Origin of the sequence: Cuneatibacter sp. NSJ-177, from assembly GCF_022867805.1 — a bacterium.
Classification (GTDB): Bacteria; Bacillota; Clostridia; order Lachnospirales; family Lachnospiraceae; genus Pseudolachnospira.
In genome coordinates this window covers 70,396-87,609 of record NZ_JALIFO010000011.1, presented here as the reverse complement: position 1 = coordinate 87,609, position 17,214 = coordinate 70,396, and the positions used below count along the sequence as shown (strand labels likewise).

Here is a 17,214-nt window from a genome sequence, read left to right as displayed (position 1 = left end):
TCCAATGAGGGAGGGCGAAAGCCCTCCCGAATGGGCCCGGCGGGGGAAAGCCAGGAGCACCCTGGCTTCTCCCAACTGCGAATTGGCCAAAGGCCAAGAGCCCAACCTACCGCCCCCGCGAAATAGCCAAGAGCCCAGCCCATCCGCCCCTCCGGCCAATACCGGACACCAAGCGCCCCCTATTTCCAAAAAAAGGAGAAAAAAGATGAAAAAGAGCAAAAAAACCAACTTATTAGCCTACGGAATGAGCCTTATCATGGCGGCCGGCATGCTGGCCGGCTGCGGCAGCGGGACCACTTCTACCACCGCAGACGCCACCACCGCGGGATCCGCGGCCTCCCCGACAACAGCCGCCTCCGACGCCGCCACCACCGCAGCCGCCACTGACGCCTCAACCGGCAAAACCTACAAGATCGGCATCATCCAGCACATGGATCACCCCTCCTTAAACCAGATCTACGAGACCATCGTGGAAGAATTGAAACCCCTGGAGGAAGCCGGAACCATCGAGATCGTCTACCAGAACGCCAGCGGCGATTCCACCATGCTTCCGACCATTGTCCAGGAGATGATCACCGGCGGCGTGGATATCCTGGTTCCGATCGCAACCCCGACCGCCCAGGTGGCGGCCTCCGCGACCAAGGAGATTCCGATCGTATTCTCCGCGGTCAGCAACCCGGTGGAAGCAGGCCTGGTGGAATCCCTGGACAAAACCGATGGTAATATCACCGGCGTTTCCAATTCCATCCCGGTGGAGGATATCATTAAGCTGGCCCTGGAGCTGACGCCGGACGTAAAGACCTTCGGCATGGTCTACAACACCAGCGAGATCAATTCCGTGACTGGCATCGAGAAAGCCAAAGCCTACTGCGACGCCAACGGCCTGAAATATGAGGAGGCCACCGTAACCGGCACCGCCGACGTGCAGCAGGCGGCTTCTTCCCTGGTTGGTTCCGTGGACGCCTTCTTCACCCCCAACGACAACACGGTGGCTTCCGCCATGGCCGCGTATCTCCAGGTGGCTACGGAAGCGAACCTGCCCATCTATGTGGGAGCCGACTCCATGGTCATCGACGGCGGCCTGGCTACGGTGGGAATCGATTACACGGTTCTTGGAAAACAGACGGCCCAGATGGTGCAGCGCCTGGTGAACGGCGAGACCATTGCGGAGAACCCGGTGGAGCAGATCGCGGAGTTTGCCAAGATGATCAATGCGAAGACAGCCCAGGAACTGGGAATTGAGCTGTCCGACGCGATGAAGGCAGAGTTTACGATTTTGGGAGAGTAACGATTCGGATTTGTTGGTTCCGCCCTGTCTGGGTACGGGGCGGAGGAAATGGAGAAAGTCATGAGCAAAATTGTCGTTTTGGGAGCCGGCCATGTCGGCTCTCTCTGTACCTTAAATCTGGCCCTGTCCGGGATCTGCGGGGAGATCGCCTTGATCGACATCGACGAGAGAAAGGCGGACAGCCAGGCCAAAGATATCGCAGATGCCACGGCTTTCATGCGCCGGCCGGTAAAAATCTATGCGGGGACTTATGCGGACTGTGACGACGCTGACATCTTGGTGATCAGCGTGGGCGTTTCCAGAAAACCTGGCCAGACCCGGCTGGATATGCTGGGAGACACCATCGACATCATGAAGGACGTGGTGGAGAAACTGAAACAGACGAAGTTCAACGGGATGATTATTTCCATCTCCAACCCCTGCGATATTGTGGTCAATTATGTGAGAAAGCATTTGGGTTACCCGGCGCAGAAGATCTTCGGCACCGGCACGTCCCTCGATACGGCCAGGCTTCGCCGGACCCTCCATGAGCTGACCGGCGTCGATATGCGCTCGATCCAGTGCTTTGCCATGGGAGAGCACGGCGATTCCTCCATGGTCCCTCTTTCCCATGTCACGTTGATGGGGAAACCCCTGACAGAGTTGATCCAGGAAAATCCGGAGGTCTACGGCAAGGTGACGCTTTCGGTTCTGGAAGAGCGGACCCATCAGATCGGTATGGAGATCATCATCGGAAAGGGCTCCACAGAGTTTGGAATCGGGGCGGCCCTGGCGGAGATCTGTCAGGCGGTGCTCTACGATGAAAAGCGGGTCTTCCCGGTTTCGGCCTATCTGGACGGAGAATACGGAAAGAGTGGTTTTCATGTTGGCGTTCCGGCTGTGATCGGAAAGAACGGGGTCGAGGAGATTTTGACTTTGAAATTGACCGAGTCGGAGCAGGCGGCGTTTGACGCTTCCTGCGAGGTGATTCAAAAACACAATGAGCTGGCCGAGGCCAGATAGGAGAAAAGATGGGAGTACTGCTGCTTCGTTCCCTTCAGGAGGGATTTGCCTATGCCGTGCTGGCCATAGGCGTATACATTACCTTTCGAATTTTAAACACGCCGGATTTAACGGTGGACGGGAGCTTCGGCCTCGGCATGGCGGTATCCGTGATGCTGACCGTGGCGGGCCATCCGGCTCTTGGTCTGCTGCTTGCTTTTCTGGCCGGGGCGGGCGCGGGCACAGTGACCGGCCTTTTGCAGACGAAGATCGGCATTCACCCGATTCTTGCCGGGATTTTGACCATGACCGGCCTGTATTCGGTGAATCTCTTTGTGACGTCGGGCAAGTCCAATGTCTCTGCCAATACCGGGGAGACATTGTTTCAGGCCGCGGAGAGGGTTTTCGGACTGACCGCCAATCAGAGCAAGACTTTGCTCCCCCTGATCGTCTGTCTGCTCCTGGCGGCAATTTTGTCCGTGTATTTTAAAACCCGCCAGGGCTTGGCGATCCGGGCCACCGGCGACAACGAGGATATGGTGCGTTCCTCCTCGGTCAACGCCGACATCTACAAGTGCGCGGGCCTGGCCCTGGGAAATGCCTGTGTGGCTCTTTCCGGCGGCCTGATCGGTCAGTCGCTTTCTTTCTTTGACGCAGGATACGGCAGCGGCATGGTGGTGATCGGCCTGGCTTCGGTGATCATCGGGGAGACCGTCATCGGCCGCCGTTCGGTGACCATCGGCCTTTTTTCTGCGATCCTCGGTTCCGTGGTTTACCGGATGTTTATCGCGGTTGCCTTAAAAGTTAAGCTGTTTCCGTCCTACGGCCTGAAACTGGTCTCGGCGGTCATCGTGGCGTTGGCGCTGTCCCTGCCTGCGATCAAGCAATGGATGAGCCTGCGGAAGATGAAGAGAAGGGAGCGGATCTAGGATGCTGACCGTAAAAAATGTAAAGAAAACCTTTTATCCGGGCACGCCCAATGAAAAGCGGGCGTTAAATGACGTCAGTTTAGAGCTGGACGCCGGGGACTTCGTCACCATCATCGGTTCCAACGGCGCGGGAAAATCCACACTTTTTAACGCGATCGGCGGCGCTTTCTGGGTGGATGCCGGGAGCATTCATCTGGACGGGAAAAATATTACTTCCTGGAAAGATTATAAGAGGGCGTACGATATCGGCCGGGTCTTTCAGGACACCTTGAAAGGGACGGCGCCCAATCTGACAATCGAGGAAAATCTCGCGCTCGCCTATACGAGAAAAGCGAAAAAAAGCCTTTTTGCCGTCAGCCGGGACGATCGGGATTTTTTTCGGACGCTTCTCGAAAAGCTGAACCTGGGCCTGGAGGACCGCTTAAAAGCAAAGGTGGGGCAGCTCTCCGGCGGCCAGCGCCAAGCGGTTTCCCTGCTGATGTGCACGATTGCGGAGCCGAAGCTTCTGCTGCTCGATGAGCACACGGCGGCTCTGGATCCGGCCACCGCGGAGAAGGTGCTTGCCATCACGGTGGAGCTGGTGGAGGCTGGAAAAATTACCACCATGATGATTACCCACGATATGCAGGCCGCCCTTTCCATCGGAAACCGGACGATTATGATGGACGACGGCGGGATTATCCTGGATCTTTCCGGAAAGGAGCGGGCGGATATGACTGTGGACCGGCTCCTGACCTGCTACACGGAGGCCAGCAAAAAGAAACTGGCCAATGACCGGATGCTGCTGCGGTAGAAATAGCGCGGACTGGTAAGCGCGAATTAAAAATCCAATATCGAACCAAGAAACAAGGACAAACAAGAGGTCTGCCGGATTTACCGTCCAGCAGGCCTTTGTTTGTCCTTTGCGGTTTTTCTATTCGTATCAAGGAAGGATCAGGAAAGTCAAGCGGCAAAGAGACAGGGGAAGCTTCCATTAAAAGTAGAAGAGATCTTCAAACTTTTTATTGAGAGCGATACATATAACCAAAGCCAGCTTGGCGGTAGGGTTAAACTGCCCGGTCTCAATGGAGCTGATCGTATTGCGGGAGACTCCTACCATTTCCGCTAACTGGGACTGGGATAAATTTTGTTCCGCCCTGGTTTCTTTCAGCCGGTTTTTTAATGTCAGTTTTTCGTCCATCCTCTCCCCCCGGTCAATGTCCCATAAAAAACCGAACCGTCGCGAAAACGGCCATTGCAAGTGTGACAACGGCGAGGAAGAGATTGGCCTTGTCTCTCGTTTTGATAAAACAGTAAATCCGGCCGGCAAAGACCGAAAAACAGACCGTTGCGCAAAGATCCATGATCGGCTGGCCGTTTTGTCCCCGAAGGAAGGCAAAGACAGCGGCGCTGCAGACTAGCGCCAGGTACGTATATTTGATCGATTTGTCACGGACTTGCGCAACCATTTCGTCTTCTTCTCCCTGCGCTTTCTTTAATATGGTTTCCCTGTCCATTCTGGTAACCTCCTTTTGTGATTTTGGAACCAACGAGCAACATATCCATCTACCTTTTTCGGCGGAAAAGGCTGCCGCGGGCGATGCCTGCCGGGTGACGGGATCTTTATCCGGCAGCGGACGGTATGAAGGATGAACCAAATCGCCTGCCTTCGGTGAACTTTCTGCCTGTAGAATCTTGATGCCAAGTTTACTTGGTATTTAGATGATACTGCTGCCAAGTTTACTTGTCAAGATAAATCCACACAAATTTTGGCGGTACGCCTTTTTTCTGTTTTGATGAGCCCGCCGGAGTCCCTTCTGCCTTTGCCGGGGAGAAGACGGAATGATGACAGGCAAGAAGCGAAAATAGTCCACCCTTTTCCTCCGAAATGTGAGTGTTCACCCTCTTTGCCAGGTGCTAAGATAAAGCCATCAGTGTACAAGGAGGATATCGCAGTGGAAGAAAAGAGAGTGATGTCGGAGCGGATCAAAAAGATATACGAGATCGTCCGTGCTCCAAAGATCGCCTTCAGCGTGGAGAAGGCAAGTTTATTTACCGAAGCATATCAAAAATTTGAAGGGGATCCCAACGTGATCCGCATGGCGAAGGCACAGTCCTATATGCTGGAGCATATTCCGATTTATATCATGGAGGGGGACCTGCTGGCCGGAGCGCCCGCCAGCAAGCCGATGTGCGTGGAGGCGGATTTTTGGACCAAGGGAACCTGGCAGAAAGAAGGAATCGAATCCCTGCGCGGGGAAGAGTATTCCATCACCGATGAGCAGGCGGCTAAGATGTATGAGCTGACCGAATATTGGCACAAAATTATCCCGGAATATAAGCTCTACGACCTCTACGACGAGCCCATGTGGGCCTGGAAAAAGAGCGGCTATCTGCTGCCGGTCAACAAGACGCTGGAGGAGGCGGCCGGCATGGGCTACGCCTGCAACGGTATGGCCATCCTGCCGGAGGCGGATACGTACCAGATCGACTACGCCTATGTGCTGAACAAAGGTTTGCAGAAAATCATCGACGAGGCCCAGGAAAAACTGGACCAGGTGGTCAGCATCAAGATCAAGACCGAGGAGGACATCGAAAAGATTTATGTATGGCGCGCCATGATCATCATCAACAAGGGCGTCATCGCCTGGGCGATGCGGTATGCGGATCTGGCCGAAAAACTGGCGGCGGAGTGTGCGGACGCCCGGAGGAAAGAGGAACTGACCGAGATGGCGAAGATCTGCCGCCGCGTCCCTCAGTATCCGGCAGAGACCTTCAAGGAGGCCTACCAGTTCCTGTGGTTCCTGTTTGTGATGATCAGCTGCCAGACCACGACGCCCTTGGGACGCCTGGACCAGGTTCTCTATCCTTATTATAAAAAAGACGTGGAGGACGGAAACCTGGACGATGAAACCGTCCTGGAATACATGCAGAACTACCGTCTGAAGATCATGCAGATGAAGAACACCTCCGGCGGCCAGAGCCGGTTGAAATGGTCGGGCCAGGCCCGCTGGAACGGCGTGACGCTTGGCGGTGTGGATGAAGAGGGAAATGATGCGACGAACCCTCTGACCTACCTGTTTTTGGAAGCAGCCTACCGCTGCCGGACGCCCCATCACACGCTCCACCTGCGCGTCCATGAGAAAACCCCGGATGAACTGATGATGAAGGCACTGGAATTGGTCTCCACCGGAATCGGAATGCCCTCCTTCAACAGCGATAAAGGCTATATGACAACTTTGATGGAAAAGGGAGTGCCGTTAGAGAAGGCCAGAAATTATATGGTGATGGGCTGCGTGGACCCGACCGTACCGGAAGGCTGGGGCCATGTGTATTCCATGATCGTCACCTCCCTGCCCTTCGATACGTTCCTGCACAACGGTTACAGCCCTCACCTTGACATGCAGATCGGACCGAAGACCGGCGACGTCTGCGAGATGAAGACCTACGAAGAGTTTGAGGAAAAGATGCTGGAACATCAAAAATATTACATCGAGTATTTCGGCCAGGATATGCTGCTCCGCTACCTGACCGGGCGCAAAGAAATGCAGGATCCGTTCCCCATCTCCCTGTTCTCGGACGGCGTGGAGGTCGGTAAGATCGGCAAGATGCGGGAACTTCCCTACGGCCTTGGGCCGACCATCAACCTGGGTGTCGGCACCATCAACGTCGGCGATTCCATGGCGGTGATCAAGAAACTGGTATTCGATGAGAAGAAAATTACCATGAAACAGCTTCTCGACGCCCTGGACGCCAACTGGGAGGGAGAGGAGAACCAGAAGATCCGCGAGATGTGCCTGGCGGTGCCCAAGTACGGCAATGACGATGACGAGACCGACGAGGTGGTCGCCCGCATCTACAGCCGCCTGGTGGACATCGGATGCAGCATCGACAGCTACAGGGGCGGAAAGTTCTGCGTCAGCGGACTTTCCATCACGGCCCACGATCCGGGCGGACGCCTGACCGGCGCCACTCCCGACGGCCGCTATGCAGGAGCCGCCCTGGCTGACGGGTCGGTTTCCCCGGAGCAGGGCTGTGACGTCTGCGGGCCCACCGCGATGCTGAACAGCGCGATGAAATTGCCGCAGCGCCGGATGAACGCGACACTGCACAACATGAAAGTTCACCCGACCGCGATCCGGACCGAGGACGACCGCCGGAAGCTGATGATGCTGATCCGCACCTACATGATGGAGGGCGGAAATCAGATCCAGTTCAACGTGGTGGACCAGGAGACTTTGGTTGCGGCGCAGAAGGAGCCGGAGAAGTATAAGGACCTGATCGTCCGTGTGGCCGGATATAGCACCTATTTTGTCACCCTGTCCAAGAATGTACAGGACGAGGTGATCGGCCGGACCAGCTACCGGGGACTTTGATCCGGGGGTGCCGGTGGGCTCCCACAGCCAGCAGTCGGCGCGGCTTTGATTATTTTGGCAGGAGGATCCGATGGAACAAGGGATTGTTTTTAACATTCAAAGATATTCGATTCATGACGGGCCCGGAATCCGAACCACGGTTTTTCTCAAAGGCTGTCCTCTGCGCTGTCAGTGGTGCCATAACCCGGAATCCAATCTGGTGAAGGAACAGATGGCCTGGTATTCGAACCTCTGCACCGGCTGCGGCGCCTGCCGTTCGGCTTGTCCGAAGGGCTGTATCCGGCAGGCCGAAAACGGAATCCTTCAGACCTGGGAAAACTGTACGGACTGCTGTGCCTGTGTTGATGCCTGCCGTCAGAAAGCCCGCGAACGGATCGGGAAGATCTGGACGGCGGAGGATGTGATAAAAGAGGTGGAGAAGGACCGGCGGTATTACCGGTATTCCGGCGGCGGTCTGACCGTCAGCGGAGGGGAACCCTTATCTCAGCCGGAATTTGCCGCGGCCCTGCTCCGGGAAGCCAAAGAGCGGGGGATCTCCACCGCTGTCGAGACCTGTGGGTTTGCCGCCTGGGAGAGTGCTAAGCTGGTTTTGTCTCAGGCGGACCATGTCCTGTACGACATCAAGCACATGGATTCCAAACGGCACCGGGAGCTGACCGGAGTGGGGAACGAGAGGATTCTTGATAATTTGGAGCGGGCGGTCCGGGAGCTGGGGAAAACAGTCTGGGCCCGCCTCCCTCTGATCGCCGGCGTCAACGACTCCGAGGAAGAGATCCGCCGGGTGGCTGCCTTCCTGGCCCCTTTTGTAGCTTCCGTGGAGGAAGTATGGCTGCTCCCTTACCATGAGATGGGGAACTCGAAGCGGGAAGCCCTGGGATGGAGCACGGAGATCTGCGGGACATTTCGAACGCCGGAGCCTAGTCACTTGGAAGAACTGGCGGAGATTTTCCGGGGGCAGGGATTTTCGGTGAAATATTAGTGAGATACGGCAGAGGCGGCAGGGCAAAATTTTTTCTCGATGAAATCGGGGAGGAAATTTTGCCCTTCGCTGTTCTTATCTGCAAAAACTACCTTGCATTTTTTGCCGTTACGTGTTATTTTATAAACGGAAAATTAAATAAAACAGATATGTCAAGGGGAGCCCTCATGGGCTGAGAGGAAAGCACGTTTCGACCCTGGAACCTGATTTGGATTATGCCAACGGAGGAATCGACAGCAAGAGAAGAACTATTCAAACCAGGCGCAGGCCTGGTTTTTTGTTTTTTCAAAGGAGAACCAATGGAAAAAATCGTAGAATTTCAAAAGGTAACATTTCAATATGAAGAAGATCCCAATCCGATGTTTGAAGATCTGTCTTTTTCCGTGGAGCAGGGCGAGTTTGTGGCTGTGGTCGGCGCCAGCGGCTGCGGCAAGAGCACGCTGTTCCGCCTGATCCACCAGCTCGAAGAGCCGGAAGAAGGACACATCCTGGTCGGCGGGAAAGAGGTAAAAGGCCAGAAAGGCTACAGCGGCTTCATGCCCCAGCGTGATCTGCTGATGCCCTGGCGGACGCTGGAAAGAAATCTGGCGCTGCCTCTGGAATTAAAGAAAGTCCCGAAGGGAGAACAAAAAAGAAGAATCCAGGAGCTGCTGGAGCGGGTCGGGCTGGGCGGGAACGGAGGAAAGTACCCGCGGGAGCTCTCCGGCGGAATGCGGCAGCGCGCCTCTTTTGCCAGGACGCTTCTGTCCGGATCGGATCTTCTCCTTTTGGACGAGCCTTTCAGTGCTCTGGATTATCTGACCCGCGTTTCCCTGCAGGAGTGGCTGGCGGAACAGTGGGAAAGTTTGGGGAAAACGGTGCTGTTTGTGACCCACGATGTGGAAGAAGCCTTGTTTTTGGCCACGAGGATTTTGGTTTTAAAGGGGCGTCCGGTGCGGTCGCTGGAAAGTATTCCGGTTCCGCTTCCCTTCCCCAGAAACCGGAAGATGCTGGAAGCGGTGGAGATACAAGAGTTGAAGGAGCGTTTGATCGCGGGATTGCAGGAGGAGAGACGGGATGAAGAAGAAAAATAAAAGGTCGGGGAAAGGGCTGTCAGGCCTGGTCATCTTCGGGTTTCTGGCGCTTTGGCAGGGAATCGCCATGCTGATCGGCGCGGCGTACATCCTTCCCACGCCGGTCCAGGTACTGCAAAAGCTCTGGGAGCTGAGGGAACCGCTGTTTCTCGTACATCTGCCCGCTACGATGGCGATCACCGGACTGGGGCTTTTGATCTCTTTGGTCCTGGGGATCCTTCTGGCGGTTTTCATGGATATGAACCCCACCGCGGAAAAAGCGCTGTACCCGCTGATCGTGGCTTCCCAGACCATCCCGACCATGGCGATTGCGCCGCTTTTTGTGCTCTGGTTTGGTTACGGCATTTGGAGCAAGGTGCTGGCTGCGATTTTAATCACCTTTTTCCCGGTCACGATTACGATCCACGACGGCCTTCGTTCCACAAAACGGGAGATGGAAGAGTATATGGAGACCTGCGGGGCCGGGAGATGGGAAATTTTTTGGAAATTGAAGGTGCCCTGGGCAATTCCTTCGTTTTTCTCCGCGGTCCGGATGGCGGTTCCGATCAGCGTGATCGGCGCGGCGATCGGGGAATGGCTGGGAGCCCAGAGCGGTCTCGGCTATTTCAGCAAACGGATGATGACCCAGCTGGACGGCGCCGGGGTATTTGCGCCCATCGTCCTGCTCTCGGCGGCGGCCATGCTGGTGGTCTTTCTCGTGGGAAAATTGGAAAAACATTTTGTGACCTGGAGAAAAGAACTGTAAGGGAAAAACTTACTTTTCCGGCAGCACCACAACAACCTGGAGGGAACGGCCGTCCGGGGAGGAAGCGGTAATCTTTCCTTTATGGGAGGTAACGATTGCTTTTGCAATGGAAAGGCCGATCCCGTAGCCGCCGGTCTGGGAATTCCGGGACGGGTCCGCGCGGTAAAAGCGCTCAAACAAATGCGGCAGACTTTCCGGGGAAATATTTTCCACTGTGTTAAAGACCGTAAGCCGGATGGATTTCCCCGATTTTTCCAGGGAAAGGGAGATGGCTCCTTCCGGATCGGAGTATTTCAGCGCATTGTCCAGAAGGATGGAGAGAAGCTGGCGGAGGCTTTTCTCGTCCCCGCACAAAGACAGCATGGGCTGAATGCGGCTGGAAAAGGTTTTGTTCTGCTGGAGGGCCAGGGCCTGGAAGGATTGGACCATCTCCGAGGCCAGATCCGAAAAGGGAAAGTCAATCTTTTGGACTTGTTTCGTTCCCTCATCCATCCGGGCGAGGAGAATCAGATCGTTGGTCAGCGAAGCCAGCCGCTTCGTTTGGCTTTGTATATCCTGAATCCACTCGTTTTCTCCAAACTCCATGGACAAAACATCCGCATCCGCGTCAATGATGGTCAGCGGGGTTTTCAGCTCATGACCGGCGTCGGTGATGAATCGTTTCTGTTTCTCATAGCTTTCCGAGAAGGGCTTAATGATCCGGCCGGAGAGCATGGCCAGCAGGGTGAAGACGGCCAGCAGTCCAAGCAGGGAGATGCCGCAGCTCGTGAACAGGAACGAGCGGAAGGTGGAAAGCGTCCTGCCGCAGTCCAGGAAAATGATCCGGGTTCCCTCGTCCGTCTCTTGAAACGTATAGCGGTAATCCCCGATAAACCCCTGATTTTCCTGCCGCTCCCAGAGACTTTCGGCGTACTCCATGGCGGTGGCGGTGTCAACAGCTGCGATTTTTCCCGTGTCCACAGAGATCACTTCTCCCTCACGGGACATCAGTACGGAAAAGAACCGGGACTCATAGGGCGTTTCCGGAGACAGAGGTTTCGGCGAGTCATGCTTCCCGCGAGGCTCCTCCATTTTGGGAAATGCCCCATTGTTCGATTTCAATATGGAAAGGACGCTGTCGGCGTCTTTTACAATATCCTGGTAATTTAAAATGTTGATCGACCCCATGATGATGAAGAGCACCAGGAGGAGGGAAAACATGGACAGGGCGATAAACTTGATCCGCAGTTTCTTTATCATTTGATTTCCTCCAGGGAATACCCTGCGTTTCGCTTGGCTTTGATTTGAATATCTGCGTGGAGCGCAGTCAGCTTTTTTCTCAGATAAGAAACATAGACCCAGACCACATTGATCTCCGCTTCGCTGTCGTAGCCCCAGATTCGCTCCATCAGCCGTTCGGTGGAGATCAGATTCCGGGGATTGCACATCAAAAGTTCCAGCATCTGAAATTCTTTATTGGCCAGGCGGAAGCTTCCGGCCGGGGAGGAGAGCTCAAACGTAGCGCGGTCCAGCGTAATGTTGCCGAATTGCAGTTTCGAGCTGGGCTGGTCCGTCTGGGTTCTTGTCATGGCGCGGATGCGGGCCAGGAGTTCCCGGCTGGAAAACGGCTTGGTCAGGTAATCATTGGCGCCGCAGTCCAGGCCGAGGACCTTGTCGTCGATTTCGGATTTTGCCGACAGGATCAGCACCGGGATCCGGTCGCCTTTATTCCTCAGTGCCTTTAACACTTCCATGCCGTCCCGTTTCGGCATCATGATATCCAAAATTAACCCGTCGTAGTTGCCGGTTTTTAAATATTCCAGAGCCTCTTCCCCGTCGTATACCGCGTCGGCCGAGTAATTGTTTTTTTCCAGAATCGTGATAATCGCTTTTGAGAGAGACCTCTCATCCTCTGCGAGCAATAATCTCATGAAAATCCTCCCTATAAAACCGTCCAGCCTGCCGTGTCCGAACTTTGCTGTAACAGCAGGTCTTCCTTAATAGAATAGCCTCCGGACATTAATTATAATTAAAAATCCGGAATCTTCTATCGATTCCCCTTCTTATTATAACATTGCAGCAGCGCAAAATCATCTTTTTCTTCCCCGCCTCCGCGATTCCATAAGAAGAACCGTAAAGCCAAAACAAGCTGCGGACCAATTCCTCCAAACAATTTTAACTTTTTTTTCGGATTTTAAGTTGAGTTAGGTTTTGCACTTTACAATGATTTTACCAAGGAGGATAAAATCAATGGGAAATCAGATGATTTTTAAACGAAAAGAATTGAAATACTTGCTGGATCAGCGGCAGAAAGAGGCTTTGCTTCGGGCGATGGAGCCGTATATGGCCCTGGATGGGTATGGGAGGACGACGATCCGCAATCTCTATTTTGACACGGACAACTTCCGGCTGGTGCGCCGGTCCATGGAAAAACCCATATACAAAGAGAAGCTGCGGGTCCGCAGTTACCGGCAGACGCGGCCGGATGTCCCGGTCTTTGTGGAGTTAAAGAAAAAATACCGTTCCGTGGTATATAAGAGGAGGCTGTCCCTGCCGGAGCGCCAGGCCATGGAGTGCCTCCGGAAGGGCGGGGCGCTGCCGGTTTCCTCTCAGATAGCGGGGGAAATCCAATATTTCTGTGAATTTTATCAGGATCTAAGGCCGCAGGTCTTCTTAGCCTATGAGCGGGAAGCTTTTTACAATCTGGCCGGAGGTGATTTCCGGGTGACCTTTGATGAAAACATTCTTTACCGGCGGGAGGCCCTTTCCCTCGGAACGGAGGTTTGGGGAACCCCGCTGCTGGAGGAAGGGCAGACGCTGATGGAGATCAAAACCGTGGGAAGCATTCCGCTGTGGATGACCCAGGTTCTCTCACAGGAACAAATCTTCCGGACCTCTTACTCGAAATATGGGAGCGCCTACCAAAGAATGATCTGCCAGGGGCAGGAAGGAGGGCTCTTGTATGCTTGAATCCATGTTCCGCGGGATTTTTGATGCGGAAACAGCCAGTGTGATTTCGGTGGCTGATTTCCTTCTCTGTGTCGGGTGTTCTCTGGTGATCGGATTGATTCTGGCCGCCATGTACATGTACCGGACCCGCTACACCAAAAGTTTTGTCGCCACACTGGCGCTTCTTCCCGCGGTGGTCTGCGTGGTGATCATGATGGTGAACGGAAATGTGGGAACCGGGGTCGCGGTGGCCGGGGCTTTCAGCCTGGTGCGGTTCCGCTCTGTGCCGGGAACCGCCAAAGAAATCGGCGTGCTGTTTTTAGCCATGGGAGCGGGATTGATCGCCGGGATGGGGTATCTGGGATTTGCCTTCTTGTTTGCGCTGATTTTGAGCGCTGCCAGTATGGTCTACAGCCGTTTGGACTTCGGCTTAAAAAAAGCGGAGCGGTACAAAACCCTCCACATTACGATCCCGGAAGATCTGAATTATACCGATGTATTTGACGAGATCTTTCAGAAATATGCCGCAGTCTGGGAGCTGATCCAGGTGAAGACAACGAATATGGGGAGCATGTTCCGTCTGACCTACCATCTGACCATGCGTCAGGCAGATCAGGAAAAGGAGATGATCGACCAGCTTCGCTGCCGGAACGGAAATCTGGAAATTTCGGTTTCCCGGCAAGAGTCCGGGGCGTCGGAACTGTAAAGGAGGACGGGACATGACAAAAATGAAACTGCTTTCCCTGATGCTCGCCGCGTCGCTGTTCTTCTCCGCGTGCAGCGCTCAGAGTGGGGAGACCTCTCATTCTTCCCAGGATACGGCCGTGTCTTCTTCCGGTCAGACGGCCGCCGCAGAGCCCGGCGCATCAGACACACAGACGGAAGCGGAAACACCGTCTTCCCCGGCGGAGCTCAGCCAGTCGGAGATGTTTACCGACCGGGATAAGGAGATCGGCTATGATGAGGATGCCAGCGTCCGCATCCAGCTTGGCGGGGACACGGCCCAATGTGACTCCGAGGCCGTAGAAATATCCGGCGGCACCATCACGATTCAGGACGAAGGGACTTTTATTCTGACCGGCACGCTGAACGGAATGGTGATCGTGGACGCCGAAGACACGGATAAGCTCCAATTGGTTCTGGACGGCGTTTCCATTAAAAGCGAGAGCTCGGCGGCCCTTTATATCCGTCAGGCGGACAAAGTATTTGTCACCCTGGCTCCCGGATCGGAGAATACGCTGTCAAACGGCGGCTCCTACACAGCGATTGATGAAAACAATATCGATGCGGCGGTCTTTTCCAAAGAGGATCTGACATTAAACGGTTCGGGATCCCTGAACATCCAGGCGGCGGCCGGACACGGCATCGTTTCCAAGGATGACCTGGTGATCACCAGCGGAACCTATCAGATCACCGCCTTAAGCCATGGCCTGTCCGGAAAAGACAGCGTGCGGATCGCCGGAGGAAGTTTCAACATTGCTTCTGGGAAAGATGGGATCCATGCCGAGAATGCGGACGACGCCTCCCTAGGTTTTGCCTATCTTTCGGACGGGACCTTTGTGATTTCTTCGGAGGGGGACGGCATCAGCGCAGGCAGTATCCTGCAGATCGAAAACGGAGAATTTCAGATTCAGTCCGGAGGGGGCAGCGCCAATGCAGAGCAGTCCCAGAGCAGTGGGCAGCAGCCGGGGCGCTTCCCAGTGAAGGAAACGGAAACCGCCTCTGCCTCGGAGGACACCGTGAGCACAAAAGGGCTCAAGGCGGACGGGGATTTGCTGATAAATGGCGGGAATTTCACCATTGATTCGGCCGACGATGCCTGTCACACCAATGGGAACCTTACCGTAAACGAAGGGACCTTTACGATTTCCACCGGGGACGACGGATTCCACGCCGACGCTGGCCTGGTGATTGCGGGCGGCACGATTGAAATCACGGAAAGTTATGAAGGAATCGAAGGACAAAGCATTGAAATCACCGGCGGAGAAATCCGGCTGACCGCCAGTGACGATGGGCTGAATGCGGCAGGCGGGAATGATCAGAGCGGTTTCGGAGGCCGCCGGGGGGACGATAATTTTGCCTCCGGATCCAATGCGTCGATTCATATTTCCGGGGGAACACTGTTCATCAACGCATCCGGAGATGGGATTGATTCCAACGGCAGCCTGACGGTTTCCGGCGGCGCGGTCTATGTGGACGGGCCGACCGGAGGCGGTGACGGGGCGCTTGACTATGACGGCGTGGGAACGATCACAGGCGGGGTTGTCGTAGCGGTGGGCTCCTCTCAGATGGCTCAGAATTTTGGTTCCTCCTCTACGCAGGGTTCCATACTGGTCTCTGTTGGTTCCCAGGAAGCGGGAAGCACTGTCACTCTGACGGATGAGAGCGGACAGGAACTGATCACCTTTCAGGCGGCAAAGTCTTTTGACTCGGTTGCCGTCAGCTGTCCGGAAATCACCGAGGGTGCTTCCTATACCTTGACGGCGGGAACTTCGGAGAATCAGATCACAATGGACAGTCTGATCTACGGCTCCGGTGGCGGAATGGGAATGGGAGGCGGAGGCGGCGCAGGCCGCGGAGATGGAGGAGAACGGGGAGACCGAATGCCCATGGATGGTACGTTCCGATAGCGTTTGACGCGTTTTGTTTTTTAGAAAATGAGGGCTGCGGCCAGAGGGAGTATTACTTCCCAAAGGTCACAGCCCTCGTTTTGCTGGGGAGATCCTTTTTCGGTATGTATTCCTTTACGCCGGATTCCAATTCAAACAGAATGCGGCGGATTACTGCGGCGCATTCGGAGCGCCCGGTGTCTCGTCCTTTTTTCCCACAGCAGCCTTCTCGGATCCGGCCGCTTTTTTCTGGGGCATATGGCGGAATTCTGCGTCAATGACGGCAAAGGCAACTTGCTGGCCCCGCTTATCCAGCTTGCGGAATTTTTTTAACAGCTTATATTCCTCCTCGGTGATTTGAGGAGGCGCGTCGGGAAAATCCGTCAAACCCAACAGATAATCAACGCTGACATTATAATAATCGGCAAGATTGACCAAGACTTCATAGGGGGGCTGGCGGCGTCCGTTTTCATACATGGAATAGGTTCCGCGGCTGGTGTGAATGCTGTTGGCTAAATCTTCTTGCTTCACCTTCGCCTTTTCGCGCAGCGCCTTTAATCGTTCTAAAAGCAAAGAAATTCTCCTTTTACGTCGAGATATGCCAATTATACCTGTAGAGTGAGATTTTTACCAATTATGAAACGTAACGTTACAACAGTGACTTGAAATCCATGCTAATGCAACAAAATGATGCAAAAGTGCAAAAGAAAGCGGGATTTGTTTACATTTGAAAACTTGCGGAAAACGTGGGAATTTCCGGGCCGGCCGGAGCCTGCCGCCGAGAGAAAGCAGAAAAAATAATTTGACGCCGGAAAGAACCTCCCGGATCAGGGCGGAATCTTACAGACTGTTCAGAATGTCGGGATCTTCTTTTTTGACCGTTTTCTTTTTGGCCTGAGCCGCCTTTTTCTGTACCAGATAATGATGGTACTCAAAATGGAGAACCGCAAGAGTAGCGTCTTTTCCCCGTTTGTCTAAAGCGCGGAATTCGCTCAGCAGTTTAAATTCTTCTTCGGTCAAAGTAAGAGCGGGCGACGGCTGGTCGGTAAGCCCGAGCAGATAATCTACACTGACTTTGTAATATTGCGCCAGGCTGACCAAGGTTTCATAAGGAGGCTGCCGGTGGCCATTTTCGTACATCGAGTAAGCTTCGCGGGAGATATGGATGTCCCGCGCCAGATCCTGCTGGCTCAGATTTACCTTCCGGCGGAGAGTCTTTAACCGTTCTAACAGCAAGTGGATACTCCTTTGAATGAAAGATATCATGATTATACCTGTTAGAAATCTGATTTGCTAACGATGCAACGAAGTGTGACAAAAAACGGGA

At 54.4% G+C, this 17,214-nt stretch carries 17 protein-coding genes and 1 riboswitch; of the genes, 11 read left to right on the top strand and 6 right to left on the bottom strand.

Annotated elements, in window-relative coordinates:
• Positions 1-205 precede the first annotated feature (205 nt).
• From MUB23_RS15880 to MUB23_RS15865, 4 genes are read left to right on the top strand one after another with little or no spacing between them, the layout of a single operon-like run.
• Entirely contained in the window at positions 206-1,288 is a 1,083-nt protein-coding gene (locus tag MUB23_RS15880) for an ABC transporter substrate-binding protein (RefSeq protein ID WP_244801702.1), read from the top strand.
• A 60-nt stretch (positions 1,289-1,348) separates the two neighbouring features.
• On the top strand, positions 1,349-2,290 hold the full coding sequence (locus MUB23_RS15875) for an L-lactate dehydrogenase (RefSeq protein ID WP_244801700.1): 942 nt from the start codon (positions 1,349-1,351) through the stop codon (positions 2,288-2,290).
• An 8-nt stretch (positions 2,291-2,298) separates the two neighbouring features.
• On the top strand, positions 2,299-3,198 hold the full coding sequence (locus tag MUB23_RS15870) for an ABC transporter permease (protein ID WP_244801698.1): 900 nt from the start codon (positions 2,299-2,301) through the stop codon (positions 3,196-3,198).
• Between the two features lies 1 nt (position 3,199).
• Positions 3,200-3,991 (top strand): ABC transporter ATP-binding protein, encoded by a 792-nt coding sequence (locus MUB23_RS15865; protein WP_244801695.1) that lies wholly within the window; start codon positions 3,200-3,202, stop codon positions 3,989-3,991.
• 180 nt (positions 3,992-4,171) lie between these two features.
• On the opposite strand, the gene MUB23_RS15860 is transcribed toward MUB23_RS15865, so the two are convergent.
• Positions 4,172-4,378 (bottom strand): helix-turn-helix transcriptional regulator, encoded by a 207-nt coding sequence (locus MUB23_RS15860; protein ID WP_244801694.1) that lies wholly within the window; start codon positions 4,376-4,378, stop codon positions 4,172-4,174.
• 13 nt (positions 4,379-4,391) lie between these two features.
• Positions 4,392-4,694, bottom strand: coding sequence for a DUF6442 family protein (locus MUB23_RS15855; protein ID WP_244801692.1), 303 nt, complete (start codon positions 4,692-4,694; stop codon positions 4,392-4,394).
• 438 nt (positions 4,695-5,132) lie between these two features.
• On the opposite strand from MUB23_RS15855, the gene MUB23_RS15850 reads away from it, so the two are divergent.
• From MUB23_RS15850 to MUB23_RS15835, 4 genes are all read left to right on the top strand, one after another.
• Positions 5,133-7,553: a pyruvate formate lyase family protein gene (locus tag MUB23_RS15850; RefSeq protein ID WP_244801690.1), complete on the top strand. Its 2,421-nt coding sequence runs from the start codon at positions 5,133-5,135 to the stop codon at positions 7,551-7,553.
• A gap of 70 nt (positions 7,554-7,623) precedes the next feature.
• Positions 7,624-8,532 (top strand): glycyl-radical enzyme activating protein, encoded by a 909-nt coding sequence (locus MUB23_RS15845; protein WP_244801689.1) that lies wholly within the window; start codon positions 7,624-7,626, stop codon positions 8,530-8,532.
• 145 nt (positions 8,533-8,677) lie between these two features.
• A riboswitch (TPP riboswitch) is annotated at positions 8,678-8,780 on the top strand.
• 51 nt (positions 8,781-8,831) lie between these two features.
• Entirely contained in the window at positions 8,832-9,605 is a 774-nt protein-coding gene (locus MUB23_RS15840; protein WP_280515822.1) for an ABC transporter ATP-binding protein, read from the top strand.
• Positions 9,589-10,350, top strand: a complete 762-nt coding sequence (locus MUB23_RS15835; RefSeq protein WP_244801687.1) for an ABC transporter permease — start codon at positions 9,589-9,591, stop codon at positions 10,348-10,350. Before MUB23_RS15840 ends, MUB23_RS15835 begins: the two co-directional genes overlap by 17 nt.
• A 9-nt stretch (positions 10,351-10,359) precedes the next feature.
• Here MUB23_RS15835 and MUB23_RS15830 read toward each other — a convergent pair whose 3' ends face one another.
• Both MUB23_RS15830 and MUB23_RS15825 read right to left on the bottom strand, forming a co-directional pair.
• Positions 10,360-11,589, bottom strand: coding sequence for a sensor histidine kinase (locus tag MUB23_RS15830; RefSeq protein ID WP_244801686.1), 1,230 nt, complete (start codon positions 11,587-11,589; stop codon positions 10,360-10,362).
• Positions 11,586-12,260, bottom strand: a complete 675-nt coding sequence (locus tag MUB23_RS15825; RefSeq protein WP_244801684.1) for a response regulator transcription factor — start codon at positions 12,258-12,260, stop codon at positions 11,586-11,588. Before MUB23_RS15825 ends, MUB23_RS15830 begins: the two co-directional genes overlap by 4 nt.
• Before the next feature lie 319 nt (positions 12,261-12,579).
• Here MUB23_RS15825 and MUB23_RS15820 point away from each other — a divergent pair, with 319 nt between their 5' ends.
• Genes MUB23_RS15820 through MUB23_RS15810 form a run of 3 tightly spaced genes read left to right on the top strand, consistent with a single transcriptional unit; the run spans position 12,580 to position 15,908 of the window.
• Complete coding sequence (locus MUB23_RS15820) at positions 12,580-13,299, top strand: polyphosphate polymerase domain-containing protein (RefSeq protein WP_244801682.1); 720 nt, start codon at positions 12,580-12,582, stop codon at positions 13,297-13,299.
• Entirely contained in the window at positions 13,292-13,984 is a 693-nt protein-coding gene (locus MUB23_RS15815; RefSeq protein ID WP_244801680.1) for a DUF4956 domain-containing protein, read from the top strand. Before MUB23_RS15820 ends, MUB23_RS15815 begins: the two co-directional genes overlap by 8 nt.
• Before the next feature lie 13 nt (positions 13,985-13,997).
• The gene (locus tag MUB23_RS15810; protein WP_244801678.1) at positions 13,998-15,908 is read left to right on the top strand and encodes a carbohydrate-binding domain-containing protein; all 1,911 of its coding nucleotides are present in this window, start codon (positions 13,998-14,000) and stop codon (positions 15,906-15,908) included.
• Between the two features lie 150 nt (positions 15,909-16,058).
• Here the strand turns inward: MUB23_RS15810 and MUB23_RS15805 are convergent, their stop codons facing one another.
• Together MUB23_RS15805 and MUB23_RS15800 are read right to left on the bottom strand one after the other, a co-directional pair.
• Positions 16,059-16,460 (bottom strand): helix-turn-helix domain-containing protein, encoded by a 402-nt coding sequence (locus MUB23_RS15805; RefSeq protein WP_244801677.1) that lies wholly within the window; start codon positions 16,458-16,460, stop codon positions 16,059-16,061.
• Positions 16,461-16,727: 267 nt separating this feature from the next.
• Complete coding sequence (locus tag MUB23_RS15800; RefSeq protein WP_244801676.1) at positions 16,728-17,123, bottom strand: helix-turn-helix domain-containing protein; 396 nt, start codon at positions 17,121-17,123, stop codon at positions 16,728-16,730.
• Between the last annotated feature and the right edge of the window lie 91 nt (positions 17,124-17,214).

What these genes read in the sequence shown, in the direction of transcription:
- MUB23_RS15875 (WP_244801700.1), top strand. Translation starts at nt 1,349, where the DNA reads ATGAGCAAAATTGTCGTTTTGGGAGCCGGCCATGTCGGCTCTCTCTGT.
- MUB23_RS15825 (WP_244801684.1), bottom strand. Translation starts at nt 12,260, where the DNA reads ATGAGATTATTGCTCGCAGAGGATGAGAGGTCTCTCTCAAAAGCGATT.
- MUB23_RS15840 (WP_280515822.1), top strand. Translation starts at nt 8,832, where the DNA reads ATGGAAAAAATCGTAGAATTTCAAAAGGTAACATTTCAATATGAAGAA.
- MUB23_RS15835 (WP_244801687.1), top strand. Translation starts at nt 9,589, where the DNA reads ATGAAGAAGAAAAATAAAAGGTCGGGGAAAGGGCTGTCAGGCCTGGTC.
- MUB23_RS15880 (WP_244801702.1), top strand. Translation starts at nt 206, where the DNA reads ATGAAAAAGAGCAAAAAAACCAACTTATTAGCCTACGGAATGAGCCTT.
- MUB23_RS15865 (WP_244801695.1), top strand. Translation starts at nt 3,200, where the DNA reads ATGCTGACCGTAAAAAATGTAAAGAAAACCTTTTATCCGGGCACGCCC.
- MUB23_RS15810 (WP_244801678.1), top strand. Translation starts at nt 13,998, where the DNA reads ATGACAAAAATGAAACTGCTTTCCCTGATGCTCGCCGCGTCGCTGTTC.
- MUB23_RS15855 (WP_244801692.1), bottom strand. Translation starts at nt 4,694, where the DNA reads ATGGACAGGGAAACCATATTAAAGAAAGCGCAGGGAGAAGAAGACGAA.
- MUB23_RS15860 (WP_244801694.1), bottom strand. Translation starts at nt 4,378, where the DNA reads ATGGACGAAAAACTGACATTAAAAAACCGGCTGAAAGAAACCAGGGCG.
- MUB23_RS15820 (WP_244801682.1), top strand. Translation starts at nt 12,580, where the DNA reads ATGGGAAATCAGATGATTTTTAAACGAAAAGAATTGAAATACTTGCTG.
- MUB23_RS15845 (WP_244801689.1), top strand. Translation starts at nt 7,624, where the DNA reads ATGGAACAAGGGATTGTTTTTAACATTCAAAGATATTCGATTCATGAC.
- MUB23_RS15830 (WP_244801686.1), bottom strand. Translation starts at nt 11,589, where the DNA reads ATGATAAAGAAACTGCGGATCAAGTTTATCGCCCTGTCCATGTTTTCC.
- MUB23_RS15815 (WP_244801680.1), top strand. Translation starts at nt 13,292, where the DNA reads ATGCTTGAATCCATGTTCCGCGGGATTTTTGATGCGGAAACAGCCAGT.
- MUB23_RS15870 (WP_244801698.1), top strand. Translation starts at nt 2,299, where the DNA reads ATGGGAGTACTGCTGCTTCGTTCCCTTCAGGAGGGATTTGCCTATGCC.